This is a genomic window from Frankia sp. R82 (assembly GCF_023716925.1).
Classification (GTDB): Bacteria; Actinomycetota; Actinomycetes; order Frankiales; family Frankiaceae; genus Frankia.
The window spans coordinates 1-607 of record NZ_JAMQQG010000199.1; the positions used below are offsets into that span (position 1 = coordinate 1).

The 607-nt window shown below is 65.4% G+C and carries 1 pseudogene; it reads left to right on the plus strand.

The features are described 5' to 3' along the window. Window positions 1-62: 62 nt before the first annotated feature. Window positions 63-607 (plus strand): annotated as a pseudogene (locus ND747_RS16600) (polyketide synthase dehydratase domain-containing protein); the annotation flags it as partial.

Here is a 607-nt window from a genome sequence, read left to right on the forward strand (position 1 = left end):
ATGCAGTCGTGGCCGGGACGTTGCGGCGTGATGAGGATGAGTCGGCCAGGTTCGTGCAGTCGATGGTCGACGTGTGGGTGGCGGGCGGTCCTGTCTCGGTGGCCGAGCTCGCGGCTGTGATTCCGGGTGTTCCTGCGCCGGGGCTGGTTGAAGCGTTGCCGACGTATCCGTTCCAGCGGGACCGGTACTGGCTGGCTCCGAGGGTGCACGGCCGGTCGGTGGTCGGTTTGGCGGGGGCTCGCGCGTCGGGTCATGCGTTGTTGGATGTGGTGGTCGATGTTCCTGGTGGGGTGATGTTGGCGGGGAGGTTGTCGCTTGAGGCGGATCCCTGGCTGGCTGATCATGCGATTGTTGACACGGTTGTGGTTCCGGGTGCTGGTCTGGTCGAGTTCGCGATCGCTGCGGGTGATTTGGTGGATTGTCCGGTTCTGGATGAGCTGGTCATTCAGGCGCCGTTGCGGGTTCCGGCCTCGGGTGCGGTCGACGTTCAAGTTCATGTCGGGGAAGCGGACAAGGCTGGACTACGGCCGGTGTCGGTCCGTTCGCGTCCTTCGGGTGGTGAGGGGTGGGAGCGCAATGCCGAGGGTTTCCTCGCTCCCGTTGCCGC